This window comes from Butyrivibrio sp., from assembly GCF_015056685.1.
In the GTDB taxonomy this organism is placed as follows: Bacteria; Bacillota; Clostridia; order Lachnospirales; family Lachnospiraceae; genus Butyrivibrio.
In genome coordinates this window covers 1-25972 of record NZ_SVFW01000047.1, presented here as the reverse complement: position 1 = coordinate 25972, position 25972 = coordinate 1, and the positions used below count along the sequence as shown (strand labels likewise).

General features: G+C 41.2%; 29 protein-coding genes and 1 pseudogene. 1 reads left to right on the top strand and 29 read right to left on the bottom strand.

The window, feature by feature from the left end:
- Nucleotides 1-15 precede the first annotated feature (15 nt).
- The 4 genes from E7303_RS14615 to E7303_RS14600 all read right to left on the bottom strand — a co-directional run bounded on the left by E7303_RS14615 (nt 16) and on the right by E7303_RS14600 (nt 4881).
- Nucleotides 16-1716 carry a nuclease-related domain-containing DEAD/DEAH box helicase gene (locus E7303_RS14615; RefSeq protein WP_292146133.1) on the bottom strand — a complete coding sequence of 567 codons (1701 nt, stop codon included), beginning with the start codon at nt 1714-1716 and terminating at the stop codon, nt 16-18.
- A gap of 9 nt (nt 1717-1725) precedes the next feature.
- Nucleotides 1726-3330: a RecQ family ATP-dependent DNA helicase gene (locus tag E7303_RS14610; RefSeq protein WP_292146132.1), complete on the bottom strand. Its 1605-nt coding sequence runs from the start codon at nt 3328-3330 to the stop codon at nt 1726-1728.
- Nucleotides 3331-3333: 3 nt separating this feature from the next.
- Nucleotides 3334-4296 (bottom strand): hypothetical protein, encoded by a 963-nt coding sequence (locus E7303_RS14605; RefSeq protein WP_292146131.1) that lies wholly within the window; start codon nt 4294-4296, stop codon nt 3334-3336.
- Between the two features lie 120 nt (nt 4297-4416).
- Complete coding sequence (locus E7303_RS14600) at nt 4417-4881, bottom strand: DUF4357 domain-containing protein (protein ID WP_292146130.1); 465 nt, start codon at nt 4879-4881, stop codon at nt 4417-4419.
- Nucleotides 4882-5180: 299 nt separating this feature from the next.
- Here E7303_RS14600 and E7303_RS14595 point away from each other — a divergent pair, with 299 nt between their 5' ends.
- Complete coding sequence (locus E7303_RS14595) at nt 5181-5351, top strand: hypothetical protein (RefSeq protein ID WP_292146129.1); 171 nt, start codon at nt 5181-5183, stop codon at nt 5349-5351.
- A gap of 509 nt (nt 5352-5860) precedes the next feature.
- Here the strand turns inward: E7303_RS14595 and E7303_RS14590 are convergent.
- The 25 genes and pseudogenes from E7303_RS14590 to E7303_RS14470 all read right to left on the bottom strand — a co-directional run.
- Nucleotides 5861-7258 carry a relaxase/mobilization nuclease domain-containing protein gene (locus tag E7303_RS14590; RefSeq protein ID WP_292146128.1) on the bottom strand — a complete coding sequence of 466 codons (1398 nt, stop codon included), beginning with the start codon at nt 7256-7258 and terminating at the stop codon, nt 5861-5863.
- A gap of 61 nt (nt 7259-7319) precedes the next feature.
- Nucleotides 7320-7655 (bottom strand): plasmid mobilization protein, encoded by a 336-nt coding sequence (locus E7303_RS14585; RefSeq protein ID WP_292140844.1) that lies wholly within the window; start codon nt 7653-7655, stop codon nt 7320-7322.
- 1 nt (nt 7656) lies between these two features.
- Nucleotides 7657-8046 carry a hypothetical protein gene (locus tag E7303_RS14580; protein WP_292146127.1) on the bottom strand — a complete coding sequence of 130 codons (390 nt, stop codon included), beginning with the start codon at nt 8044-8046 and terminating at the stop codon, nt 7657-7659.
- Nucleotides 8047-8053: 7 nt separating this feature from the next.
- Entirely contained in the window at nt 8054-8482 is a 429-nt protein-coding gene (locus E7303_RS14575) for a hypothetical protein (protein ID WP_292140848.1), read from the bottom strand.
- Entirely contained in the window at nt 8469-8783 is a 315-nt protein-coding gene (locus E7303_RS14570; protein ID WP_292140849.1) for a hypothetical protein, read from the bottom strand. Before E7303_RS14570 ends, E7303_RS14575 begins: the two co-directional genes overlap by 14 nt.
- Nucleotides 8783-9943 carry an ArdC-like ssDNA-binding domain-containing protein gene (locus E7303_RS14565; RefSeq protein WP_292140851.1) on the bottom strand — a complete coding sequence of 387 codons (1161 nt, stop codon included), beginning with the start codon at nt 9941-9943 and terminating at the stop codon, nt 8783-8785. Before E7303_RS14565 ends, E7303_RS14570 begins: the two co-directional genes overlap by 1 nt.
- A 71-nt stretch (nt 9944-10014) precedes the next feature.
- Nucleotides 10015-10815 (bottom strand): DUF4366 domain-containing protein, encoded by an 801-nt coding sequence (locus E7303_RS14560; protein ID WP_292146126.1) that lies wholly within the window; start codon nt 10813-10815, stop codon nt 10015-10017.
- Entirely contained in the window at nt 10802-11122 is a 321-nt protein-coding gene (locus E7303_RS14555) for a DUF4315 family protein (RefSeq protein WP_292146125.1), read from the bottom strand. The genes E7303_RS14560 and E7303_RS14555 overlap by 14 nt, the downstream gene beginning before the upstream one ends.
- A 54-nt stretch (nt 11123-11176) precedes the next feature.
- Nucleotides 11177-12928 (bottom strand): C40 family peptidase, encoded by a 1752-nt coding sequence (locus tag E7303_RS14550; protein ID WP_292146124.1) that lies wholly within the window; start codon nt 12926-12928, stop codon nt 11177-11179.
- 18 nt (nt 12929-12946) lie between these two features.
- On the bottom strand, nt 12947-15349 hold the full coding sequence (locus E7303_RS14545) for a VirB4-like conjugal transfer ATPase, CD1110 family (RefSeq protein WP_292146144.1): 2403 nt from the start codon (nt 15347-15349) through the stop codon (nt 12947-12949).
- Between the two features lie 19 nt (nt 15350-15368).
- Nucleotides 15369-15755 carry a PrgI family protein gene (locus tag E7303_RS14540; RefSeq protein ID WP_292140859.1) on the bottom strand — a complete coding sequence of 129 codons (387 nt, stop codon included), beginning with the start codon at nt 15753-15755 and terminating at the stop codon, nt 15369-15371.
- A gap of 17 nt (nt 15756-15772) precedes the next feature.
- Nucleotides 15773-16642: a VirB6/TrbL-like conjugal transfer protein, CD1112 family gene (locus tag E7303_RS14535; protein ID WP_292140861.1), complete on the bottom strand. Its 870-nt coding sequence runs from the start codon at nt 16640-16642 to the stop codon at nt 15773-15775.
- Between the two features lie 143 nt (nt 16643-16785).
- Nucleotides 16786-16866, bottom strand: a pseudogene (locus tag E7303_RS14530) (Maff2 family mobile element protein); the annotation flags it as partial.
- Between the two features lie 82 nt (nt 16867-16948).
- The gene (locus E7303_RS14525; RefSeq protein WP_442861654.1) at nt 16949-18646 is read right to left on the bottom strand and encodes a recombinase family protein; all 1698 of its coding nucleotides are present in this window, start codon (nt 18644-18646) and stop codon (nt 16949-16951) included.
- A 6-nt stretch (nt 18647-18652) separates the two neighbouring features.
- The gene (locus E7303_RS14520) at nt 18653-18847 is read right to left on the bottom strand and encodes a hypothetical protein (RefSeq protein WP_292146122.1); all 195 of its coding nucleotides are present in this window, start codon (nt 18845-18847) and stop codon (nt 18653-18655) included.
- Between the two features lie 132 nt (nt 18848-18979).
- Nucleotides 18980-19828 carry a PD-(D/E)XK nuclease family transposase gene (locus tag E7303_RS14515; protein WP_292146121.1) on the bottom strand — a complete coding sequence of 283 codons (849 nt, stop codon included), beginning with the start codon at nt 19826-19828 and terminating at the stop codon, nt 18980-18982.
- A 123-nt stretch (nt 19829-19951) separates the two neighbouring features.
- The gene (locus E7303_RS14510) at nt 19952-21493 is read right to left on the bottom strand and encodes a MobA/MobL family protein (RefSeq protein WP_292146120.1); all 1542 of its coding nucleotides are present in this window, start codon (nt 21491-21493) and stop codon (nt 19952-19954) included.
- A gap of 273 nt (nt 21494-21766) precedes the next feature.
- Nucleotides 21767-22084 (bottom strand): hypothetical protein, encoded by a 318-nt coding sequence (locus E7303_RS14505; protein ID WP_292146119.1) that lies wholly within the window; start codon nt 22082-22084, stop codon nt 21767-21769.
- A 148-nt stretch (nt 22085-22232) separates the two neighbouring features.
- A complete protein-coding gene (locus tag E7303_RS14500) occupies nt 22233-22595 on the bottom strand; it encodes a hypothetical protein (RefSeq protein ID WP_292146117.1) in 363 nt (120 codons plus the stop codon).
- 6 nt (nt 22596-22601) lie between these two features.
- Nucleotides 22602-22940: a DUF2085 domain-containing protein gene (locus E7303_RS14495; RefSeq protein ID WP_292146116.1), complete on the bottom strand. Its 339-nt coding sequence runs from the start codon at nt 22938-22940 to the stop codon at nt 22602-22604.
- Between the two features lie 26 nt (nt 22941-22966).
- Nucleotides 22967-23173: a hypothetical protein gene (locus E7303_RS14490; RefSeq protein ID WP_292146115.1), complete on the bottom strand. Its 207-nt coding sequence runs from the start codon at nt 23171-23173 to the stop codon at nt 22967-22969.
- A 14-nt stretch (nt 23174-23187) separates the two neighbouring features.
- The gene (locus E7303_RS18180; RefSeq protein ID WP_442861652.1) at nt 23188-24339 is read right to left on the bottom strand and encodes a ribosomal protein L7/L12; all 1152 of its coding nucleotides are present in this window, start codon (nt 24337-24339) and stop codon (nt 23188-23190) included.
- 210 nt (nt 24340-24549) lie between these two features.
- Complete coding sequence (locus E7303_RS14480) at nt 24550-25173, bottom strand: recombinase family protein (protein ID WP_292146114.1); 624 nt, start codon at nt 25171-25173, stop codon at nt 24550-24552.
- A 13-nt stretch (nt 25174-25186) separates the two neighbouring features.
- Nucleotides 25187-25474 carry a hypothetical protein gene (locus E7303_RS14475; RefSeq protein WP_292146113.1) on the bottom strand — a complete coding sequence of 96 codons (288 nt, stop codon included), beginning with the start codon at nt 25472-25474 and terminating at the stop codon, nt 25187-25189.
- Nucleotides 25475-25867: 393 nt separating this feature from the next.
- Nucleotides 25868-25972 (bottom strand): Maff2 family mobile element protein (locus E7303_RS14470; protein WP_442861653.1); only part of this gene is annotated, 105 nt, incomplete at its 5' end.

Here is a 25972-nt window from a genome sequence, read left to right as displayed (position 1 = left end):
CATAACCCCCCATAATTATACTGTTACATTTAACAACCGTTTTAGTCCTTTTTTATTCTTGGGGACATTACGATTAGGCGCAATACTTCTCAAATAATCTCCATAGGCGCTTGTCTCAACATCTTCCAACATTGCAATATTCAGCAAATTCTTTGCCCGTGATGAACCGGTATATAATAATCTTCTATTCTCAGGATTCTGTAGTGCAAGCATTGATGCATCAACTATCAATATCGCCTCAGCCTCGAGCCCCTTGAACTTCCTAATTGTAGTAAACAATATCTTACCAGGCTCTGCAGTAGATGTAAGTTCTACTCCAGCATATTTCTTATTAACGTCTACCCAGGAATTATCTTCTGTAGTCGCCGTAAGAATAACAACATCTGAAGCCGTCAAGCCTTCTTCCGTTATTCTCTTAAGAAAGCTCTCCACTATTCCATTTAATTCCTTTTCAGTAGTATAGAAGTTGATGGATGGTGTTTCACCATGAACATCATTATAAGAGACTTCATCCAGTCCCATAATGCTGCACGATGTTTTAAATACCTCAGCGGTATTTCTGCAATTCTTATGAAGTACTAGCTTACAATCAGCCTCTTCTATCCATTTGGGGAGCTTATTCTTCATGATAAACTGGTTCTTATCGTAAAACACATATATACATCCCTTTTTATTCTTTACCAGCTCATATAATCTGCTAAGGAGCCTATCATCAAGATCCTGCCCCTCATCAACAATTATATTCGAATACTCCCAACTATCTTCATCAAATACTTCCTCTAAGTACTCCTCAAATTCCTCCAAAACACGGTTCATAGGTGCATCTGAAGATCCCATTATTTCAAAAGCCAGGGAATGAGCATTATGAAAAGTAACATTTGGAATACTATTATTATTCTTTAATGAATCCCGTAAGAAACTGTTATAGCAAAGAAATAGCACCTGCTGACCTTGAGCAGCAAGTCTTTTTGCTTTTTCCACTGCGATAACCGTTTTGCCTGTACCTGCAAGCCCATGTATTACAGCTGTTTTTTGTTCCTCCAGAAAATCCAATAGGGAGACTTGTTGTTTAGTCAGCTGAATGTATGTATCTTCCAATTCTTCTATCTTAGTCTTCAGCTTAGGAACAACATGAAAATGTGGGCACAACACATTTATGACCTTCTGAAACTGCGCTTGATCAAGCGTAACCTGACGATACTTGGTGGCCCAATATGAATATGCCTTTTCTATTGCCTTAATTGGATTGTCCAAGCTAGTTATATCAAGTGTAACTTCTATTGGAGATTCTGGTGGAAGCGGAGCATTAGGTTTTATATCGACTGACGGAAACCATACTCCATAACACATCATCGGCAATCTGAAATCACTTATTGAAGAAGACAATCTATCCAACAACTCAAATTGACTCTTCCTGGCCTGATCATACGGGTGTATCACTTTTGAAACTCCACTTTTTGTGTTTGTCTGTATCCAATCACCCTTTTTGTATTCGATTTCTCCAGATTTAACTTCTATTACAAATATCCCTTTTTGCGGATGCGCAATAACAAAATCTGCTTCTCCCACAGATCTCTTCTCATTTATTCCCACCCAGCTAAGTGAATAAAACACTGTATACTGATCATCCAACGATCTCAACGCTTCGTATACTTTCATTTCTCCATAGCTGTTATTAAACTCTTCCGGCTTAACACTTGGAATAAAAACTGCCATTGCTTCCTCCTAAATATCAAGTGCCTCTTTTACTAACTGTTCAGCTGTTTTCCCCGCCTCAATTCCATCGACAAATCGCTCGAAAGCTGCCACTCTAGATTCTTTTTTCTGTTCCTGATCCTTTAGTATCTGGGCCTTAATTTCATCAGTCATTTCTTTGTTTATAGTGTAGAAAAGCGCCTTGCTTGGAGCTGCTTTCATCTTAATATCTCCACTAATGCACTTATCCCATATTTTCAGGCTCAATGTACTAATGTTTTCACCTGATTTTTTCGCTATGATCTTCATAAGTCCTGACTTAGAAAACTCACTTAATTCTTCAAGGAATTCCTTTCCTTCTTTTGTAACTCCGTCAAAGCATTTTATCGACTGAACCCCTTTCGCAACAACGGATATTACTCCATAATCCATAAGCAGTGCGAAAGCTGTCCGCTGCTCTTCAGTCATTGTCTCATAGGAAGCATGATTGAATGGCTGCCCATCCTCTAGTTTTCTGTTATCCCACTCATCAGTCAATGTGGTTTCCGTACATAATGTCTGATTAAGAAGCATACGCCGTCCACGCTTTGACTGATTTGTGTAGATCAGATATCCATATGAAGGGGCACCATCTCTTCCACCACGTCCAACTTCCTGATAGTACTGCTCAACAGTTTCCGAAATAAGATAATTCACTACTACGCGAATATCTCCTATATCAACACCCATACCAAAAGCTGAAGTCGCAAAAACGATCTTAATATCCCCTGAAGCAAATCCCTGTAAAACAGTTTCCTTGTCTGTATCGCTTATATCGGAGTCAAAAAAAGCCACACCCTCATATTTATCTTTATATTTCTCATAAAGTGAACGAGTAGTACCCTTATTGCCTTTCTTTCTATGTGCAAAGACAAGGATTTTTTCCCCTTTATGTTTTTCTATTATCCTCTCCAGCTCATCATCTTTTGTCTCATCTTTTCCGTCCTTAAGATTGATAATCTCTAAATGTAGATTTTCTCTCCAAAGATTTTCGCCTTTAATCAATTTGGTGATTTTAAATTCATCACAGATCTGCTTCTGTTGTTTCTCATTAAGAGTAGCTGTGAGGCATAATACCCTTGGCCATTCATTGCCAAAAATACGATTCATAAACAAAGGTATATTCCTATACGCAGGTCTGAATCCTTCTCCCCACTGAGAAACACAGTGTACTTCATCCACAACAACCAGACCGATATCATTTTTTCTTTTTGTAAGCATATATTCCAGATATCCATCATTAGATATTCTTTCTGGGGATGTAAAAATGAATTTAGGCAATACTCCATTTGCCATATCTGTTATGGTTTTAAACTGTTTTCTATAATCCATGCCAGAAAAATTGACTGATAAAAGACCTTGTGCTGTGAGTTGCTTGCACTGCTGGCTCATAAGAGCGACCAACGGAGATATAACCAGAGTTGCTTTTCCTATTTCTAGTCCCGCAATCTGATATATCAAAGACTTACCTCCGCCCGTTGGCATCAAGCAAAGGACCTTTTCGCCATCAATTAGCGCATCTATTGTCGGCTCTTGTATATCCCTAAACTCTTTCACCTTTGGAAAGTATTTTTTCAATAATTCTTCTTTACTCATAAATCACCATATCGTATTGAACTTAAGCATGTCATCGTTTCCGCATAAAGTTGCTATATCCTGTCTATGAACACTCGTTACATATTCATAGAAATCATTTGTTAGCAAATATCTGTAATCAGATGGAAAATCTTTCTTAAAACGGTTTTTTATCCTGCTTTCCATATACCTATATATGCGCAAAGAGTATAATCCAAATGTCTGATATGGGAAGTAGTAATTGTGCTCTGTCTCTATAATTCCAGTTTTGGAATAAGAGTCATCTTTTACCATTAGGAATTCAGAGCTATCCGATGGCATATTAACGCCATGGCCTTTATTTGTAAGAAAATGCAAAGAATAAACTCCTGCCTTATAATTTCCCGGAAAGACTCTTGGATACATGTGATTTAATATATTCGAAACTATTCCAAAGCCAAGAACACCGGTCTGGTAACAAGCATCTTCACTCATTTGTGCTAAACCTATGTCTTCTATTGTATCTACAGACTCAAGTTCTTCCTCTGTCATGTCTGAATCATACTCTTCTGCAAAGCACATCATATTGTAGAATGTATCGTATATCTGCTGGCTCTTACATCCATAGAACTTACTCTTCCATTCGCCCATTGCTTCAGATTTACTCTGTAAAGCCTTGTTTATCACATCGCATTCCTTTTTCAGCGTTACAGACTTAAATCCTTCTGTATCTTCGGCATACTCCTCTTCCATAAGATCCATATCAAATAAGTCATGATATTTGTCATGAAGCCTGTCATTTTTCTTTATCATCTCAGCCAGCAATGCTGCATAACTGTCACCCGGAGTAGGCTTATCTTTATAATGAGAAACACCTTCAAGATATTCGTCCACATACTGCTCAAGGCGTGGTTGCATTACCTTCCACACCTCTTCCATATGGTCCTGGTCTTCAAGAAGTTCAAATTCCCTATCACCTATATTTGTGTCAATCTGGCTTCTAATCATTTCAATTCCTCCAATATGACGCTAAATATTCTTTAAAAACAAAGAGGGAGCACAAGCCCCCTCGTATTATTATAGCATTATTATGTTTACTTTAGTCCAAAATTTCGGTATTTTGAGAGCTTAAAGACCAAGAACTTCCCCCAAGGTTTTTCCCTTGCTGTCTTTCCATTCGATTTTTCCATTAGATGCAGCAAATAGCACAAAACATGATGCCCCAGAAGGTGTCTTGAATGACATATCCTTAAGTAAAATGCCTTCATCGGAGATTATACTTGCATTTTCAATTCTAGATTTCTTTGTATATTCTTTACATGTTGGCGTAAAAACTTCTCCCTTTTCCCGGGTTCTTAGTTGCTGTTCTTCTAAACTTTTTGATACCCTCGGCTGTATTACATGCGTAAGATTTCCGATTATCAACTCTGGAAACATTTGCTTGTCTGCAGAATAATTTTCGCCATAAGAAGAATAATTATCTGTACACCACTTTATATATCCACCGGTCGTCTTATCGCGCAGTAATACGCCTAATAAGTCCCGACTTCTTTCTGCAATTTTTTGCTCTATAACATCAACTTTCTCTACCATTCTTACGCAACCTTTCCAGTAAATTATATCATTTTTTGTATATTCATTTATATACTGATTGCCGAGTAGAATACGCACTATAAAATACTTTATAACAAATCTGTATGAAATATGAAATATGTACGATGCCCAGAGCATAGTAAAATTCGATTTCATTTCAGCCATATAATAATCATTTTTTGTATTTACATCCAATAGGTCATCTGTTAAAGTATTACACGCAGTTGTTTCTAGCTGCCTTTTATCAGGTCATGATAAATGCATTCCACTTTGTTTTATTGTTTATAGGGAGTTTTATTATGTTTGACATTGCAGAACAGTCCGCTTTTAATCATGGACATTTTAAAATCTACAGTTTTGAAGATGATCATATTGTTTTAAGAAGCCGCATGACAAAGCAGATGTGGATGATAAAGAAGTTTGACGATGTGAATTATCCCCTATGGTCTTATATCATAGCCATAATATAACTGAGCCATACCATGTTCACTGCGTTTACGATAATGATAACGCACTTCTCTGTTATATAGAGATCACAAACCATGACAAGCTGATCACTCAGAGAATGAAATTGAGAAAAAAGCTTACTCGTCTCACTAATCAGCAACTTGTCGAAGCGGTAATGGTATAAACAAAGCCACGTACCACCAGCCATGCCAGCGATACGTGACCTTGTAATCGACTTTACTGTTTTAACGAGCTACGTTTGTTACACTTCAAGCATAGTATTGTTATAGTACCTGGTCAAATTATTTCTGTCTATAACTTCTAAAATGCAAATTTCCACGCTCAGCCTACAGGCTTCGCTACGTGGCAAGTGGGGCATCGGTATATACCGACGCTCACTTGTTGGGGCATATCCCCAATCCCCTCGCATCAGATTAAAAATCTGACTACGCTTCTTCGAAGCTTTTCATGAAATAATCGCCGATAATGGCATAGAATTGGGCACCGCTTTGGATAGCGATGCCCTGATTTTTTATCGTGTCTTCTCACGATTCTTTGTTTCTTTCTGCTGACCATCGATACCAAGTATCTTATCGATGTCGTACTTCGCAACCTGATAAGTCTGCATATCCTTTTTTACTTCTTTGTATTCTGCATAAGCAGCTCTCTTTTTAGCCAGGACCTCTTGATACTCTACGTTCAGTTCTTTTACTGATGGAAGCTTTCCTTCTATCCTGTTAAAAGAATCCTTTGCTGCTTTGTGGGCCATGATATCATCCTTATGCTCTGCAAAAAACTTTTTACTATAACCCGACTGCCTGTACTGGGTATAGATCTGTCTGGTCTTGCTATAGGTAATGATGCTCTCACGAAGCTCTGCGATTTCCTTTAGTCTTTTCTCATATGCTTTTATATCGCTGCTAAGTTTGTCAAAGCGTTCTGCTGTATCTCCAGCTCTCTTCTCCAGCTCAGCGTAACTTCTAAGCCCCTGCTCTTGGAAAAAGATAAGTGCCTTCATGACATTTTTTACATTGAACTTCTTAGCCCAGGTTTCATAGCCGGGACCTTTTCCCTTTGCTATGATGTCCTCAAGATTAAGGAGAAGGTCAAAGCCCTCATCTTTATATGAAGGTTTCTTTTCTGTTTTTAGGTCAGCACCTTTGGCTACTCCTTCGATTTTCTTCCGGAGTTCATCTTCCGTATATCCTTTCCCCAGAGAACGGAATCTGATAAAACGCTTCTGTCCTTTTCCTCTGACTGCTGTATGTTTGCCACGTTTTATCTCATAGCCCTGCATCGAAAGCTCTGAAAGAAAATCTTCATATGACTTTGGCTTCTTGGAAAGTGCTATGTCCACTTCATCACGAAGCTTATCTCGGAAGCATGGACCTCTTTCCTCATGGATGTATGTAGTCTTACTGTGATATGGAGCCGGTGCTATTACAGAATAACCATTTTCAAGACAGATAATATTGCTGAGTCTCCCCAACGCCATACCTGATCCAAGAAAGTCTCTGAATTTTTTATGACAGTCAAGCGTAGTGGAATTAAAGATCACATGATTATGAACGTGAGCTTTATCAGTATGTGTTGCCACGACAAAGGCATGATTTCCTTTTGTGAATCTCATAGCCGTTTCATATCCGATTCGGTTAGCTTCCTCTGGTGTGATCTCTCCGGGCCGGAACGACTGCCTGATCTGATACGCTATGACATCATCTTTTCTTTTCCGTCCTATTATCTGTTCATAATTTCTCTTGGATAAAAGAAATTCCTCACTAGCTGTCTTCGGATCGCATGCATATGAAGTTACATAGATCCCGTTATCTGTCTTATCCGGATTCATTGCATAGTCAGTTCTCTCGCTAATACATTTATGAAGAGTCCTGCCTTTTGTATGATGTAATGCAATTAGTCTTGTTGCTGCCATTATCTCCTCCATAAATAAAAAAACTGGCCATGAGACTATTTCTAATCCCATGGCCATCAAACTATTGTATTGCAGCAAGGCGGGCAAGAACGTCCTTTACTGCTATCCATATTTCTTCCTGCTGATTTTTCAGTTGCTGAATATCCTGCAGATAAATGCTGCCGGTTTCATTTGCTTTCTTGGCATACTGGTTAAGATTGTTGCTGTTGATGCGAAGCAGCCTGACAACCTCTTTGATATCGGAAAGGTCCAGCACAATGATATAACCATCTATTGCCATCTTTCTGATATAAGCACTTCGATTCTTAACGCCAGCCTGTTCCATCTTTGCCTGAATAGCTTTTACATCCTCAGGTTTCATTTTGACGAGGATCTTATCTACATAATCAACTGCCATATCATAGCACCAGCTCAGGATGAAGCTCCCTGTACGGTTTGTCATCCACTTCCGGTTTACAGTCATGGAGCATTTTCAAAAGAGAATTCTTTTCCTCTTTCTCATGGGCAGGCGTTTTAGGAATACTGGCAATCTCTGGCGCAGACTGTCTGTGGTATTCTTTTTCATCCTCATCCGGGATTCCGTTGGCATTATCATCAACAACAGTAGGCACGTTATTAATGATTCCATCCAGATTGTTATCATTCTGCTCTATCTGATCTTCAAGCCCCCTTCTGACATTTCCAATCATGATAGGATCAAGTTCCTGTGGAAGCTTTATAACAGGTGGTGCAGTGTTTCCATTTACTTCATCCCACTTTTCTATAGGTGTTCCAGTTCTATGTTCCATAATAGGTTCACTCCCTTCTTCGCTTCTTTTGAGGAAATCGGATCTCGAAATGCGGCCTCTCTTCCTCATCGAGTGTCAGGTCAACGTAGCAGCTGAACTTATTTCCGGTTCTTTTGGAAACACAGTTCTCCAGCTTGACTGTTCCACAGTTCAAAAGATCATCAGCGACTTCTCTTGTCATTTCCTTGCCGATTGCCTGGAAAAATCTGTTATTCTTCCATAAAGCAAAATGGCACTCCATGTTGTCACAGAAGAATCCCTTCTCCCTCTCGATAACATGAGTGCCACATGCAGGACAGTCGCCTACGATATTTGCTGCAGCCTGTTTCTCATGAAGAGCTGCCAGCCTCTTTTCATTTTCTTCCTTACTTTCGAATGGAATGTAGCCGTCATAATCTTCGGCGTTGATCCATCCGTCATCTTCAGGTGTTCCCATCCGCAACCTCCTCTCCAGTATTACTTACTTCTGTAAGTGAACCAATAAGGCAATAAGTTTCTGCCATCGTTTTTGCCGTAGTTTTTAAGTCTTCCACGAGATTCTCAACTGTATCAAGCAAATCAGTTGCATCACCAAAGAATTCCAGCCCCTTCTTAACAACCCGGAGCGAATCAGCAATGTTTTCAAGCGACTTTTCAAACAGGTAAGTCGAGTCCTCAGAAGTCTTTATAACCTTTAACATGAGATAATTCTCTTCAAGCAGCTTTACATACTTTTCATGTTCTCTGTTCTTTTCCATCAAATTGCTACCCCTTTCTCATCCTTGCTGCCATTTCCGGCAAATTTGTTTTTTAACTTTTCCTTTTCTACCTTCAGCGAATCTAAAAGAGACGGTTTCTTTCCTCCAGCACCATCAGGTAAGATGCGTACTGTTCCAAGAATCCGTCTCTCTGCTATTACTTTTTCTTTTGGCTCATCTACAAGTGGCCAGTCATCAGAAGACTCTGTCTTAGGTGCTTTATCTTCAGATACTTTTTCTCTGGACTCTTTTACCGGCTCATTATCCGGTACGATTTCAGGATGTCTCTCCATGTAGATGTTGCTATATTCGTTCTCAATCTTGGTGATGATCTTCGAAGAAGTTCTCCTGATAGTATTCAGGGAATCCTTCAGTTCCTTCATATCAGCATCCGTTGTATACCCGGTAAGATATGGAAAGCTATAGGCATCAGTATCATAGCCCATATACTTAAGTACAATGCATGCTGTTCCTTCCGCTTCCAGCTCTTTCCTGCTCTTACTGATCTCCTTAGGTGCATCCGCATGAAGCATGGCATGTGTGATCTCATGCAGGCATGTCTTTATAGTCTGCAGCTCACTCATGTCCTTCTGAATTGCTATCCTCTTCTCAGTTGTATGATAATACCCCTTTGCCCCTGACTTGATATCCTCAAAGCCAATCGGAACAGGACTTAAATCCTTAAGGACTCCCATCATAAGTTCATATTTATCGACTTCGCCCTTAAGCTCATCCACTCCGATCTTTGGTAGCTCTTTACCATCAGTCTGTGAAACATCAAAAGTGGTCTCAGCCTTAAAGCCCATGACCTGATACTCTTTTGTTTCTTTCACATGCTCACCATCAGAATCGAGAACTGGCTTGCCATCACTGCCAAGCTTGTCTACTTCCTTCTGAACAGTGTATGGAGCAGGAGCAATGATTTTGATGCCCTTCTCTCCTTTTTTCACGTAGCGGCCCATGCGCTTCCATCCATCAAATCCCTGACATAGCGTTGCATCCGGTCTCTGCATAGCAATAAGCATGCAGTTATTGAGTGAATAATGCGGAAACTTTGCCATTACAGCGAGGAGCTTTTTGTACTCCCCGCTGTCACGGACTGCCTTAACGCCATCAGTTAGCTGGTCTGTCAGCTGCTTTAACCTGTCTTCTCTTTCCATCCTTCGACTCCTTTTTCTCTGCTCTTCTCACAGCCTTCACATAAGCAACGTATCTGGATCTTCTCGCCATATCACTCATCCCCCTCTTCCTCAGAAGGCTCCTCTTCAGGAATATCATCCTCGGTCTCAAAGTCCTCTCCATTGTCATTACTGATACTGTCGAGGTACTCCTGATCTGTATAGTCCTGGTCTGGATCCACTCCGTTCTGCTTTTTCTTATTATTCTTGGTTGATGTGTAATACATAAATCCTCCTGCAGCCGCAAGACCGATAACAAGAATGATTGCCATGATTCCATTTACATTAACCGGTTCTTTTTCCGGCTCAGGTTCTACCACAGGCTCAGGATCAGGCTCTACAGGAGCAGGTGTTGGCTCTACTACCTTAGGCTCTTCCTCTTTTTCTATTCCCTTACCTGTCACTGCGATATACTCAGCCACCTGATCATCATCCATTAGGGATAAAAGATCTGACTCATCAACCATGTTGAGGAAATGAACCTTCTCGTTTCCGTCATCATCACGGTCAATGATGATATAAAAATAGTTACCGTTCTTTGTCATGACTGTGATGAACTGCTTACCACCGGCTTCAAGAGAGCCGTAATCATCAACAAGCTCCATGTTGCCATCAGGAGTAAGTGGTCCCCACTTTTCCTCGATAACAGGATCTTTGCCCTCGCAGTTGCGATAGTCCTCTTTGCAGATAGGACAGTCAGGATTTACATGATCCTCTGTGCACTTCTCCTCGCAGATGCAGGTAGGTCCTCCTGCAAAAGCAGTCACAGGGCTCAAACAAAAAAGTGACCCCATAAGAGCCACTGACACGCCAAGAGTCTTAACTCTGGCACCAATCAACTTAATAGCTTTCATTTAAGATATCCTCCATTCCAACGTTTGTTGTGTTCTGATCATCAATTGCCTCTTCTGAAACACTCTTCTTTTCAGAAGTATCTTTTTTCTTACTCTTTGAAGCTGAAGTCTTTGGCTCCTCGCGGTATCCCAGAAGCTCCGCTGCTTTCTCAGGTGTGAGCTTCATAATCTCAACCACTCCAAGCACTGTGGTTGCTTCCTCTGCCTTGAGACGGGCAAGACTGTCATCATATTTCTTCTGATCTTCTTCAAGCCTTTTCCCATTCCTCTCAACTTCAGCCCTTATTCTCTGTAATTTCTCAAACATGCTTTTTCCTCCAAAAATAACAGTCCCTGCGATAACACAGAGACTGCATTGTCCCTACTGGATACGCCCATATCCAAGGAAATGTGACTGCCAGTAAGGTGTATTGATATTCGAATAATGAACAGGATTACCTGCATGGATCATCCAACCACCGCCGACGTATATTCCAACGTGGCTCGCTCCGGATGTAGCATAAGTCCCCTGGAAAAAGATAAGATCTCCCGGTTTTGCTTCTGAGGCAGGAACATTTGCTGTCCTTGCCCTGAGTCCATTAGCTGTAAGTCTTCCATAGTTCCATCCGTTTCCACAGTGGTTTATGACATAACTCACAAATCCTGAACAGTCAAAACCCGAAGGACTATAACCACCCCATACATAAGGAACATCTAGATACCTCTCAGCTTCAGCAAGCATCCTTGCAAACTGTTCATCAGAAAGATATTCGCCTGGAACTCTGTGATCATGGCTGCCTTCATCTCCTTCTCCGGGGAGGTTATAGATATCCTCATCTCCAAAAAGATACTTCCTGTTACCAAAGGTATATAAAAGAAGTGCCACACGCTGTTTTTCCGCATCAGTCATTCCAAGTTCATCTGGGACAACATCAAGCGTTTTATTCACAAGATATACATTCAGGATGTAATACTCATACTCTTCAGTGTAGGTATAGTCTTCCCAATACCCACCTTCGGCATAGGAATCATCCTCTACCCATCTTGTGTCCTCAACTTCCCTTTCCCTGATTTCAACTACTTCCTCCACGGTAAGCTCATACTGGATATCAAATATCTCCTGTATCTTCGCCTGCACATTTTCTCTCTTATATGCCTCATAAAGCACTGTAAGGATTGCTGCCAGCTGATAAGGGTTATGTCCTATCTCATCAAGGTAGTAGTTGTACTCGTCATAGTCAGGATAATCAGACTCGATGTTATCAATATCATCCTGAAGTCCTTCCTCCAGATCTTTATAATCATCCTCCGTGCCAAGTATGTCTTCATCAGTTGCGGTATAGGATGTGCCCATAATGACATCGCCGCCTCCGCCACCCATGGCAGAACATGAACCAAGTAGCCCCATGAGCGCTATGATCAGAATGAGCACGAGAACGATAATCGCTGCTGTAACAGGATTGTCTTCTACAAACTCTTTTACTGTTTCCCATAAAAGAGCTGCAAGATCTTCTGCTTTGTCAGTAATCTTTCGTCCTATCTTGCCGCCATTTTCCGCCGCCCTTGCCTGTTTTTCCATAGCTTTTCTCTGCATTTCTCTTTGGGCTTTTCTCCTAGCTGCTTCCTTTTCTGCAGATAGTTCTTTTCTTCCATGCATCTTGTTGCTGTACTTCTTGTTCTTTACCTTAGAAGTAGCACTGCTCACAGCTCCGCTGGCAATATAGCCTCCACTTTCAACAACTTCTTCAGCTACAGAAGACTCGTCCTTGCTATCCTCCTGGGCACTTCCGATAACATCAGTGACCATCCCGGCTGCAGCTCCGACTTTTGAAACAGCATTTCTTGAAAGCTCAGAGCCTTTCCTTGCATTCTGGTCAGCTTTCTTCTTTGCTTCAGCGTTCTTGCGCTTCTTCTCGATCTCATTAGCCTTCTTCTGACTCTGCTTGTGGATCTTCTCTTTTCTCATCTGTTCCTCTGCAGAATCCCTGTTGTCGGCCTTTCCATTACGGAGTTTCTTTTCGTAGTACCTTCTTGCGGAATCCTTATTCTTCAGTTTTGTAGCATGGGTCCTTACCCTTTCTGTATCAGAGGAAGCCTCATCACGAGGCTCCCTTGTGTATAATCCTTCATCCATTGCATATCTCCCGTCGTGTTAAACAGCGGCTTTCTGCTGTTCTTTCTGCCCAGAAGTCTCTGAGAACTTGGTATTGATAACCTCGTACAGCTTTGTTTCCTTAGGAAATCTGTCGATGAACGGCAGTATTACATTGCCATAAAAAATAAGCCCTTCACCTTCTCCCGAATGTGTTACATACGAAAGCTGGTGTGGACTTATGTTAAGCTGCTTTGCAAGGATTGCCCTGTCCCCTACGGCCTGATTAAGCATCAGAATGAAGTCGGAATTTTCAAAGATATTCTCTACTTCCCTTGATGCAAGCAGGTCTTTAACGTTCTGAGTTATGCCTGTCGGCATACCTCCCCACTTTCTAAAGCGCTTCCAGATCTCCACTGTATAAGCGGCTGTCTGCTCTTCACGAAGGAGCAGATGCATCTCATCCATATAGTAACGGGTGGACTTTCCTGCTTCTCTGTTTTCTGAAACTCTGCACCATACCTGGTCCTCAATGATGAGCATGCCTATCTTCTTAAGCTGCTTACCAAGGTCCTTTATGTCAAAACATACAAGACGATTGCGCAGTTCCACATTTGTCCTGTGGTTAAAGACGTTAAGGGAACCAGTTACATAGATTTCAAGTGCAGTTGCAACATACTTTGCTTCAGGCTCATCCTGCTTAAGAAGCAGATTGTAAAGATCTTCCAAAATTGGAATATTCTCCGGTTTTGGATCCTCAAGATATTTCCTGTAGACCTGACGGACACACCTGTCTATTACAGTCTTCTCCGTTGGCTGCAGTCCGTCCTTTGCTCCCATGATAAGTTCACAGAGCGAAAGGATGAAGTCTACTTTCAGCATTACAGGGTTATCATCCTCGGAATAGTTCATGTTGATGTCCATCGGATTAATGTACTGGTCTGATGTAGGACTGATCTTTACCACCTGACCGCCAAGGTATTCCACCATAGCACGATACTCTGACTCGGGATCCGATATGATGATATCGTCATCTGTTACAAGGAATGAGTTTACTATCTCCCTCTTTGCAGCAAATGACTTACCTGCACCAGGTGTTCCAAGGATAAGGCCGTTAGGGTTTTTAAGTTTCTTTCTGTCTACCATGATAAGGTTGTTTGAAAGAGCATTAAGCCCATAATAAAGCGCTCCCCTGTGATCCTGGAAAAGTTCCTGAGTCGTAAATGGAACAAAGATCGCTGTGCTTGAAGTTGTCATGCCACGCTGGATATCAACCTCGTTATAAGCAAGAGGCAGAGTGCTCACAAGTCCCTGCTCCTGCTGGAAATCAAGGCGTACCAGATTACAGCTGTGTTTCTGTGCGATGGAAGAAGCCTGGAAAATGTTATTATCCAGTTCTTCCTTTGTCCTTCCGGTATTCATGATAAGAAACGTCAGAAGAAACATTCTCTCGTTTTGGGACTGCAATTCCTTAAGCAGTGCCTTTGCGTCTTTTCCATAAGTAGCAAGGTCTGAGGGGATAATCTCCATGTCATATCCGGCTCTTACAGCCTTTTTCTGCTCCTCAATCTTGGAACGATCAAGCTCTGTGATGGTGTGCTTTACTGTCTTTATCGCCTCATTCTGGTCAACGGAATGAAGATGCATTGTGACTATCTGGCTTGATTCCATCCCGAGGAAATCCGCAAGCATTCTGTCACTGACATCTGAAGCATCGATTGATAAAAAACTCATGGAGCACCATGTATCTCCCATCTTAAAATACCTGCCATTAGGGAATTCAAAAGAGCTTGGTGCTATAAAGTCTTTTACAGAAAGACCACTCTTCACAAGATATCTCCAGTCGAAGTGGAACTTAGCATTATCTCCCATATGAAGCTGCTTATGCATAAGAGCAAGCCTCTGCTCTCCGTTCAAGGTCTCAGCTATTACACCAAGCCTCTTGAAATTGTTCAGGATATCCATCTCGATATGGATAAGTCTTGGCTTTGCTGACTTCATGGAATCTGCATGGATACCGAAAGTAATATACTTTACTTTGGTAAGACCATTGTTGCCGGCCTGCATGTTCCTAAGGAGTATTCCTGAATACTCATCCCTAACATCATTGAATGCATCTGACTGATGGGCAATAGCTATCTTTTTCTCGAAGTCTCCTACTTCTGTAGCAAAGTTCATGAATGAAAGCTGGAAGTGTACGGAGCTATCGAAGAAATTTAGGAAACTGCACCACTCCTCGAAGATCTCTGTCTTATCATCCTGCTGGGCAAGCTGATAATTTATGTCCTGAAACTGTATCGTCTTGGTGTAGTAATCCATGCCGACTCTGACTATTCCATCAGGAAATACGCGGTCAAAAGGAAGGGTCTGCTGCGCCGTTCTTGGAGTCCCATCATCCTTCTGTGCGTTCTTAATTATTTCTTTTACCTGAGCCTGTTCACTTTTTGATAAGCCCTCAGGCATCTTAAACTGTCTTGTGTTCTTATTTTTTCTCCACGGAACCACGAACAATTTTGTTCACCTCCCTTTCTGCCCTGGCTGTTCTCTCCAGAGCTGAATAATAATTATCCGTTTTATACGGACGTTTCCTTGGCCGCACAAACACGGCCTCTATGAAATGACCAAGATAGACTTCCAAAGGTCTTCCGTTCTTCTCATATATGGCAAAAAAGAAGATGGGCATCATAATGACCATCATGCTCATGACCGCCACGTTTATCGGTGCCATGCTCTTAATAAGAAAAAAGGACGGAACTCCTATGAGCGCCGCCACTAAAAAGCATATGAGCTGTCTTTTTGTCAGATTTAAGAATACCTTGCTTTTGACCTTAGTAAGGTCCCTTGGTACTGATATATATGAAGCTGCCATATTTCTCCTTCCTCATTTTATGTGCACTGCAGGATTGCCTTGGCTACTGTGTTTGTCTTAAACAGCGAGAATGCCAAAAGGATCGTGTATCCTACAACTCCCCAGAGGGATCCCACGATATCGCTTGAAAATGCAAGTGACTGTATAAGCGCAGCATAGATACCAACGCATATCATGATAAGAAATCCCTGGAGTCCAAGAGCAAACAGACTCTTTCCATAATTGATGCAGACTGAGCTCTGCTCCTTGTTAGCAAAAGTAGCGAGTGGTATCGGAGCAAGGGAAACATACATATAGATCTCTATCATTCTCACATAGATAATGACGAATATGAGCTTTGAAAGGATCTGCGTTACTATCATGATTATTGAGACCTGGAAAAACAGGGCAAAGATGCTCCATATATCCATAGCCTCTATAGTTGACTGCATAGCCGCAAGTGCTGATGCATCAACCGCTGTTGATGATACAATGACTCCACCGGCATTTAAGATGATATGCTGTGCAACATCAAATACAGCCATCGTGAAATCAAAGGTATGCGTGATGATCTCTACTGCAATGAATGTCTTGAACACCCATTTAAAGATGAACCATGTTTCGAAGTTCGCCAGATTGTTGTAACTGATGATAAGCTGGATCAGCTCATAACAGGCAACAAACGTCAGGATTATTCCCGCTATCGGCATAATCACCGTCTCAGAGATATTTCTTACCATTCCGAAGATAGTAGGATTGAATGCTGAAGGCGTTGTTCCCACATCTGAAGCGATTGTTCCGACCTGATCATTAACACAGTCAAACATGGTCTGCAATACACTCATAAGGTAGGGAATTATCATATCTTTGAGATGCTGTTCTATCTCAGCAAATAATTGATCAAACATATCCCTCCTAAGTTTCTACCAGCATTATGCTGGGTATTTTTCATCCAGAGTAAAAGGCGGATATCTGCCAAATGGAGATATCCGCTTTCTCTGAATTCTTCATTATTCAGTTGTCAGTTGTATTTCTCTTCCGGAGCTGCCGATCAGAACAAACCAGCAAGAAGAGGAACGAGTGTTGTACCAACGAGGGCAACACCACCGCCAGCCATGAGCTGTGTTATACCTAATTTGATGGAAATTTTTATGGTGTAGGAAGTAGGTAGAATAATAGCTACTTCCTACGTAGAAGTTATATAGAATTCTTGATCACATAGCCTTTGCCACAGAATTGGCTGCAGCCATGTCTGATAGATTGTAAGTCTTAGATTCATCGGTTGGACGAAAGTTATAGTGTATCTCCATGGAGATGTTCCTATCTCCGTCCTTTGTTATCTCTTCATGAACAATAATTTTGTTGATAAGACGATTGAGAGTATCAGCATCAAGCTCTGTAATATCTGCATAGTCCTTTATAAGGTCTATCCATTTTCTGGCATTGCCACTTTCGCTGTCATTTTTTGAGAGACGCTTTTCATCTTCTGCAATCTGCTTTTCGAGATCATCAGCTTCTGTCTTGGTTTTCTCGATCATTGATTCAAAGATATTCTCTGTGATTCTCCCTGAAAGAAGATCCTCATAGAGCTTGGATGTCATGCGGTCAAGAGTTTCAATACGGCTCCTTGCCTTTGCAATGTTACGCTCTAGAAGCTCCTTCTGGTTCTCACGCTCATGCTCATAGGCATCTGCAAGGCTTCGCGCTACCTCCTCCGCATCAACTGTCTGCTTGGCAAGCCTCTTTATCTCATCAAACACAATATCGTAGAGCATATCATACTCAACACGATGCTGTGTGCAGTGGTGCTTACCATGCCTGTTATAAGTCACACAAGCATATACATCCTGCGGATGCTTAGCGTTGGTCTTACGGATTGTAAGAGCCTTTCCGCACTCACCACATTTGATAAGCCCGGCAAACAGGGAATACGTACCATCACCTCGGCTGCACTTTCTTGACGCAATCTTCTGCTGGATAATGTCAAAAGAGTCCTGATCAACTAAAGGCTCATGAGTGTTCTCTACAACAATCCATTCCTCAGGTTTTTTCTCGTTAATTACCCCAACTTTGAACTTATAGTTCTTTTTCTGTGATGCTACTGCACCATAGTAAACCGGATTTATAAGCATATCGGCAATTACCGAGTCATCCCATACATACTTGCCATTCTCAGGATCTTGGATCTCCCACTTTGTGAAATGATTACGAAAACCACGTTTTCTATTCCACCATGTGGGGCAAGGCACCTTATTTTCTTCGAGATGTCTTTTAATAAAAGCTGTTCCATGACCATCAAGCGCCCAATCAAATATCTGTCTGACATAAGGAGCTGTCTCTTCATCTATCACAAGATGATAAGTGTCCTCTGGATCTTTAAGATATCCAAAGGGTGGCACAACTCCTGTGTATCTGCCCTTCTCAGCCTGATTAAGATATGATGAGTGCACCTTCTTGGAAATATCCTTGGAATACTGTGAATTGATCACAGCCTTAAATGGTGCATATTCATCCTCGTACATGGTATCGATGTTGTCGTTGATTGCCACATATCTGCAATTATGCTTTGGAAACCATATCTCACGAAGCTGCTCAGTGAAAAGATTGTCTCTACCTAAACGGCTATAGTCCTTGGTGACTACGACATTTATTCTCTTTTCTTCAATGTCTGATAATAATCTCTGTAATGATGGTCTGTTGGAAGTCGTTCCAGAATAGCCATCATCAACATAAACGTCCTCTACTCTCCATCCTTTCTTTTTGCAGAATCCCTCTATGATCTCACGCTGATGCGATATGCTCTGACTCTCCCCCTCTCGGCTATCTTCATCCTCTTTGGAGAGACGGCAGTACACTCCCACCTTGTAAGTCGGTGCAAGGAGATCCTCCATCTGTTCATTTGACATTCTCATACTCATTTACCCGCATAATCCAGATAGACTCGGATAATTTATCTCCTGAGTATTATCTTGATTATATTCCTTTCCTTCAGGAATCTCTATATCATTATCAATTTTTCTTCTAACCTTTGATGCAATCGCATCATTAACCACTTCCTTGGCACTCCTCGTGCCATCATAAAATACAACTACCGTGAAATTTGTCTTACACATAGGAATACCTCCTTTGTACGAATAAACTATTTGTTGCATTACTGTTATCGGCTTATCGTGCCTTCGGCGCATAAAAAAAGCAGCAGACCATTTTGATCTACTGCTTCATGTGCATATTACGATATTAACTTGTTACTTCTGAAGCTGCTTTGCTATGATTGCACGTTCCTTGCCCTTAATCTCAAGAGCATTCAGTGCCTCTTCAAGACTGCACTTCATATTCTTCATCATGAGCTTGATGTTATTTATTGTTGTCTGCTCGGCTCTTTCATCTGCAACCTTATCAGCTAACTTTGTAAATGATTCACACATAGCATCACGTCCTTCCTCTGTTTCTTTGAAATGCCTGACTCCATCAGCAAGAGGCTTAAAATAAATGTTATCAGCTTTCTTGCAATTAAAGTCATGTGCCAGTTTACCAAAATCATCCTTCCCACGATATTTACCGTTCACGTAAATAATATGGGCACCATCATCAAATGCCTCCCCTGTTTCTCTAACAGTCTTGTCTACATGATATATCGGCTTATTTGCCTTAAACTTATCATGCTGGCAAATGAAGATAACATAAGTATCTATGATGGATTTGAACTCCTGCTTTTTCTTTAAAAGTCTTGAGTCGATCATGCTCTGATGATATCTTGCTCTCTTTATATGTGAGCCTTTGGTATTCCTCTGAACCTCAACATCAAACTGAACGCCATTCTCATCAACTGCAACAATATCAAGTCTGATGTTTCTGCCACCAGGATATGCACTTTTAAGCTCCACCTGTCCCTTCACACGTTTAACTTTGATGTCATCTCTTTCAAGGACTATCTTCAAAAGCAACTCAGCAGCTTCAATATTTCCATCGAAGACCTTGCTCATCAAATCATCGTCAAATAGAGTTAAATCATCTATCGCCTTTTCAAGTTCGGCATTTATCTGAGCACTAAGCTCAGTTCTTGAGATTTCTGTCTCTTTGTCTTTCTTCCCCATACATACTCCTTCAAGTTAATAATATCACTCTAACACAAGCCTTACAATTAGCAAAGAGGCGATTTAATGCAAACTTTATAGGTGGTTTTTGAGGTCGCAAATTGCGACCTCAAGTCCCCCAGATTACCTTTCAGCCTGATGGCTTTTTCTTGACGGTGTCCGTTCTCGTTCCTTGGATTTCTCCTTGGCATGAACATCATTTCTGTGTTCACGTTCCTCATTTTTCTTGTTGAAATCAATAACTTCAACACAGGCAAGATCACCCACCTCTTTCTGTAGCAGGCCTTCCATGTCCTCTCTTTTGTCAAAAAGAGCTGCCATCTCATCGTTCCACTTTTTAGGATCTATCTTCTCACCTTTGGGAACAACCTTTCGGAATGCCTTAAGCTGTTCAGGATACGCTTCAAGCGTTACCCTGTTTTCCTTGTCGTACTTCCATTTGACAAGTCCCTTCAAGCTCTCGCTTTTTCTGAAAACATCAAGGAAAGGTTTGAAACGGTCGTAGGCTTCAATCTTAGCCATGAGTGTCTTGATCTGATTGCCATATCCAGAGAACTTAGCAGATAACTTATTATACTCAGCAAGATGACCAGAGCTGAAACTGTGCAGTTCATCAAAGCTCTTAATGTCATTTTTTTCCAAGAAGCTAATCATGTTGCTCGGATCCTGTAGCATCTGCCTATTGGAAACCTTGGCAAGAAAAACACCGCTCACAAGTGGCAGCTTCAGGAAATTATGTCGCTTAACCACTCTGTCGATAAGGTCAACGATTTCGTTCTTAACCTCTGCAACTTTCGTAGCAGCAGCTTTCTTGTAATTCTCTATCATGACAGAAGTGTAATCAATGAACTTAGCAAGTCCTCTTAGTTCCCTGACCTTGCGATTGTAATCGCCACGCTCTGTGTGAATACCTTTATTCTCCAGAGCGTTAGCCTGACTACCAAGATGGATGGTCGGAAGGGCATCTATCCCAAGCTCCTTAAAAGAGCGATGCTCCCAAGTTTCATTTATCTTGAGTGCATCGTTTGTCTTATTGATAAGGTCGCTTAAGTTCTTTCTCCACTCCTTTGCTTTGCCTTTATCATTCCAATCGGTTACCTGTTCTGTCTTGCATAGATAATTCTTCCCCCTGCGGATCTTGTTCCCGTTCTCATCAAGAATATAAATCTTACGCTGCTTTGGAAGCCATTTGCCATTTTCATCCATGGCTCGAAGAGTCATCAGACAGTGAAAATGGAGATTCCTCTGCCCATGCTTATTGACCGAGTCATGGATTGCCCACTCACAGCACATACCCTTGGAAACAAAATTATCCATGACGTACTGCCTGACAGTTTCTTTGGCAACCTCATATGACCAATTATTTGGCAGGGATGCTTTCATCATCCTGCAGAGCTGAGCGTTCTTATTTTTCTCAACCATCTCAACAGCATTCCAGAGCACATTGGGATCCTGATATTCCCTTGGGGCATTGTCTGGCAGATCTACCTCCTTGTGGACTAAATCCTCTTTTGCATCAGGGTGATATTTGTGACCGTCATATTCGCTTTCACGTTCCTCACGATCCATATAACCCGAAGCATCTACAGCGGATCCACCTCCCCCGCCTTTACTTCCACCTCCTCGGCTGACGACGGATATGCGTGTGCTCAAGAACTTTGGCATTGGCTAACCTCCTTTCTGCCACACGCAAAGCTCTCAGGGCACGATAACGGCGAAGCTCGTCGTTATCATGGACTGTGAGCGGACAATAGGGTAGGCGCTTCTTTCTGCGCCGAAGGGGAAGTGTAGCTTCCCCTTTTGGACATGCAAGGCATGGACAATGCCCTCCGCAGGAGTCCCCCGGAAGGGCGCACGTACCATCGAAGATGGTATATCTGTGCGCACCCAATAAATTGGGTGGAAAAGAAGTGTTGAGGTTGCCGGTACGGTTTCGCGTCATCCTGTCACCTCGCTTTCTTCATTTTTGCTCTGTGGATGTGTGGCTCTGAACTTGATGTCACTTATCACTTTCTTGCACTCCTGTGTAGCCAGAGCTGTCTTAAGAATCTCGTTCATTTCATCCTCTTCAAAGCTGTAGCACTCAGGGAAGTATTTGTGGACCACGCCTCCCATCATATACTTGTGACGGTTCTCAATTCTTCTTCGAGCATCGTTTGCTTTCTTCTTCTCCTGCGTAAGACGATTCTTCGCCTGCTGGAGCTGCTTCTCAGCATTCTCAACCCCCTTGTTTACAGTTACTTCATTGTTGATCATACACAACCCTCCTTGTGAAAAAATGATTTATTATTGTCCTGCGCAGGGCAAAGAAAAAAGGACTATTCCGTTTGGAATAATCCTCTTTGCTTTATCCTGTTAATCTTAGTCAAATGTCATGTTTTGTATGGTTTGCTGAACGTAGATTTCATCCTGTCACTTCCACAGTTTCACTTTCTGTATTAACTTTCTTTGTTTGATGGTTTTTATATCCTATCCCAATCAAAGAAGCTACTATTGCAAACACTACGAAAAGAATCAGAACTCCCTTTGAGTTAGCCTTTCGTGAAAGCCAAACACCCAACAATAAAAGAATAATTGCAGCTAGCCACCAACAAAAAGCCGATATCCATGTCATAATGGTAGCAAAAATAATTCCTCCGCCTACCTCCTTGATTATAGCCGACCAAAAATCAAAATAGATAACATTGAAAATATTGTGATAAACCACTAATCCTACAGCAATATAAATTACCCACATTATGACTATGCCATTGGCTAAAATTTCCATATTTTGCTACCTCTTAAATAGCTTAATTAGCCTTTCAGCCATCAGTTCAAGGGCTTTCAATTCAATATAAGTCATGCCTATTCCTGCCAAAAAACCTGTAACAAACCTCCTTCTGTTAGTTGACTTATAGATATCTGCCAACTGAATCGTTCCATCAATTGCCATTGGAAGGACGAGCAATAATGAAAGCCAAAATGAACACTTCTTTTTGACAAAACACCAAATCCCGATTGGTCTAGAAAAAAGAATTCCAGTGCATCTTGCACAGATAGGAAACTGGTACCCTTTAATGAATAGGCTTCTATCTGGACGTTGATGGCATCCACAATGTGCTCCTATTTTCATAAGCTTTATCCATAGTTCATCATTCATTATGCTTTAAATTTATGTCCACACTTCTGACATACCCAATAAGAATCAACATCTGTTTTCCTACTATCAGAAAAACCACACATAAAACCAGCTGGTCCAAAACAGATTTCACCTAATAAGCCATTACATATCGAATAATCAGTTCCTGTTGAATTTGTTTGAGCAATTATTTTGCAATAATCATTTCCGCATCTAGGACATTTCATGATTACATCCTCTTTTATCTGAATCGTCGAGTATTTTTATCAATTTGCCTTGTATGATAAGCCGTAGCCTTCGCAGCAGTAGCTGCCTGATGCGAATTCTTTTCTATAGCTTGAGCTAAAGCTGTTTGCTTTGCTGCTTCTTCTGCACTTAATTCAGATGCATTCTTTATAGCTGCCTGCATTTCTTCCATTCTTGCTCTGTGTTGTGTATCATCATATTTATTTAACGCTTCTTTTAAGTTATCTGCTCGGCGATTTTGAAGTAAATTATACAAATCTTCTATACATGCACTATAATACATGTCCTGACCTACAATATCTAACGCCCATTCCTTCTTTCCGCTAGAATAAAAATCCTTCTCATGGGCATTACAATCATCAATTTGTGCCAAAACAGGGTTCAGATTTGTCTCAAGGAATCTCTCAGCATTTGCATTATTCTCTGCTGCATGTTCTTCAAGATCTTTTTTACCAATTATGGCTTTAAGCACAAAATAAGCAATAATCGCCAATACAATCGTACCTATCGGGAATACTATAAGAATTCCAACTGCGGCGGCTATTCCAGTACCTATCCAGATTTTCTTTTTAGCCCCATCAGACATTACATGTCTTAATTCTTCTGCCTGATTTAATAAACCAGACTTCTTCTGAGCTAACATTCTTTGCTCCGCTGCAATGTCTTCCTCTTCCTGTGCTATCTTTCCTACTTCCACAAGCACTTTCATAGTATCTTCACGATCTAACTGGGATACTTTTTTAGACTCTACAATAGGCTGAAAAGTTGTACCTGTTATTACTTCAGTTGCAGAAAGCTCGCTTGTAAGATTATTACTCGGTTCGGAATTATTATTTTCTTCTGAAACCATTCGGGGATTCTCAACATCAATTATAGTTGGTTCATTGCCACTATGAACTGCAGATTGAAACGATGAATTGCCTGAATCTCCAGTCCACCCAGAAGAAGCACTTGCCCCTTCTGCCTCAAGAGCTGCTGCAGCCTGACTAACAGTTACACCAGGTAATAAATCCAAATTCGCTGGCCCACTATCTAATCCATCAACAAAGTCTTTCGCCTCTTTAAGACCTAATCCGCTTATTTCTCGTACGACTTTAATCACTTTGACTTTATTCGGGCCAGAACTATTAACTCTAACTTTTGCCATGGTGTAACCTCCTATTATAATATTCAGAATTGTGTACTTTCTTGAATTGTCAAACTCTGTTTATTTTTCTCTAAACCAAAATTTTATTAAACATTGATAAACACTATGTTTATACAATTTTCATAAAAGTGATTATCGAAATATGGTATATTAATAGGTACTAGAATGCATCGCATAAAAGTTCGAGAAAGTACACCTTCTCGAACTTTTTTATGGATTCTTTATCTTGATATTACCGAATGCTTTTGCTCTCTCATAAAACGTTGTCTGTGGCATTCCGCACTCTTTTGCAGCTTGCGCTATCGATATCTTTTTATGTTTCCAACGCTGATAGACATCCTGAAAGTTCTCAGGAAGTGGCTTGGGCATTCTCCCAAAACGGACACCTCTTGCCTTCGCTGCGGCAATTCCTTCAGCCTGCCTCTGGTGGATTGTCTGATACTCAGTCTCCGCCACATATGACAGTAAAGCCAATATAAGGTCACTGATAAATGTTCCAAGCAGGCTCTTTTCGCGCCTTGTGTCAAGGAGCGGCATATCAATCACAACAATATCCGCACCTTTCTCCTTGGTGATGGTACGCCACTGATCGCTGAGATCATGATAGTTACGCCCCAGTCTGTCGATGGACTTGATATACAGCACAGAGTTACCATCTAACTTTTTAAGCAGTTTCTTGTACTGGGGGCGTTCAAAATCTTTCCCTGACAGTTTGTCCAAATATATGTTGCCCTGGGGCACTCCCATCTCCATCAATGCAAGAATCTGTCTGTCCTCGTTCTGCTCCCTTGTCGACACCCTTGCATACCCATAAATCTTTTCGTTTTCGCTCATCTGAAACCTCCAATCATTGTTTGTTACGGCTGTTATTCATATCAGCCATTTGTGCTCTTATCTGATCCCTTCTTGCCTGTGTTATTCTTCTGGGCTTACGGTAATTAACGTATTGTTTTGGCATGGAATAGGTCTTGTCGATATCAGTTGCCTTGATGCACCTGTACACATCAGGGAACTCGCTAACTAACGAATCAAGTTTTCTTATAACGGCTTTATCTCTGGTATAGACTACTGCCTCTTCCTCACCGGCATTGAAGTTGATAACTGTTTCCTGTTCTATCTTGGTTAATCTGCTCATTTCTTAGGCTCCTTTCTGACTGCCCTCTTGGTCTGTTCTGAAGTTTGTGGCACGGACGGAAACGAAAAGAAAAGATGGATAGGATAAGATGGGATAAGATAAGTTAGTTAATAGGGTATATCTTTATTCTCTTTTTCTTTGGTTCTTTCTTTTTCTCTTCTTTCTAGGGGAAGAAGGAAGAAAAGAGAAGGGAAGAAAAGGAAAGGAAGAGAAGGAAAAACGCGCCTCGGTAATTACCGCAACAATGCAAAATAAAAAAGCGTCAATGAATCAATCTCCATTAACACTTTTTTAAAGTCCGTTCTCACGGCAATTACTGTATGAATTTGCTTAAAATAGCTATTATTCTACCTAACTTCTACCTGCTATCTGGATTATGCTTTTCCTTTCATATTATTGTTCCATCGTTCTGGGTATAACATGCTTCATTCCCTGGGACTTAGCCCCGGGGTTGTCATTTCCATAACCTTCAAGAAGGTTGATTGCTCCCCAGATGCC